This window comes from Providencia sp. PROV269 (assembly GCF_028477785.1).
Classification (GTDB): domain Bacteria; phylum Pseudomonadota; class Gammaproteobacteria; order Enterobacterales; family Enterobacteriaceae; genus Providencia; species Providencia rettgeri.
In genome coordinates, this window is sequence record NZ_JAMPLV010000029.1 from 1 (window position 1) to 1,188 (window position 1,188).

Genomic DNA, 1,188 nt, shown 5'->3' on the forward strand with positions numbered 1-1,188 from the left:
GGTATTATGCAATAATTTTTGCAACAACACCCGCACCTACAGTACGGCCACCTTCACGGATTGCGAAACGTAAACCGTCGTCCATCGCGATTGGGTGGATCAGGGTAACGATCATGTTGATGTTATCACCTGGCATTACCATCTCTACGCCTTCTGGCAGTTCGATAGTACCGGTTACGTCAGTTGTACGGAAGTAGAACTGTGGACGGTAACCTTTGAAGAATGGAGTGTGACGACCACCTTCATCTTTGCTCAGAATATAAACTTCTGATTCGAATTTAGTGTGTGGCTTGATTGAACCTGGTTTTGCCAGTACTTGACCACGTTGAATTTCTTCACGTTTAGTACCACGCAGCAGAACACCTACGTTCTCACCCGCACGACCTTCGTCCAGCAGTTTACGGAACATTTCAACGCCAGTACAAGTTGTTTTAACCGTGTCTTGAATACCAACGATTTCAACTTCTTCACCAACTTTGATAATACCACGCTCAACACGGCCTGTTACTACTGTACCACGACCTGAGATTGAGAATACGTCTTCGATTGGCAGCAGGAATGGCTTGTCAATTGCACGCTCTGGCTCTGGAATGTAAGTATCCAGGTGGCCTGCTAATTCAACAATTTTCGCTTCCCACTCTGGGTTGCCTTCCAGCGCTTTCAGAGCTGAACCACGAACAACTGGAGTGTCGTCGCCTGGGAAATCGTATTGAGACAGAAGTTCACGAACTTCCATTTCAACTAATTCTAACAGCTCTTCGTCGTCTACCATGTCACATTTGTTCAGGAACACGATGATGTAAGGAACACCAACCTGGCGACCTAACAGGATGTGCTCACGAGTTTGTGGCATTGGGCCATCAGTCGCAGCAACAACCAGGATTGCACCGTCCATCTGTGCAGCACCAGTGATCATGTTTTTAACATAGTCGGCGTGTCCTGGGCAGTCTACGTGTGCGTAGTGGCGAGTTGGAGTATCGTATTCTACGTGTGAAGTAGAGATAGTGATACCACGCGCTTTTTCTTCTGGTGCGTTATCGATTTGGTCGAATGCACGAGCAGAACCGCCGTAAGTTTTAGCCAGAACAGTAGTGATAGCTGCTGTCAGAGTAGTTTTACCGTGGTCAACGTGGCCGATAGTACCAACGTTAACGTGCGGTTTTGAACGTTCAAATTTTTCTTTAGACA

The 1,188-nt window shown here is 47.0% G+C and carries 1 protein-coding gene; it reads right to left on the reverse strand.

Annotation, left to right across the window (positions count from 1 at the left end; translation table 11 throughout):
- Nucleotides 1–4: 4 nt before the first annotated feature.
- On the reverse strand, nt 5–1,188 hold a 1,184-nt coding region (gene tuf / locus PR683_RS20305), incomplete at its 5' end, for an elongation factor Tu (RefSeq protein WP_094963257.1).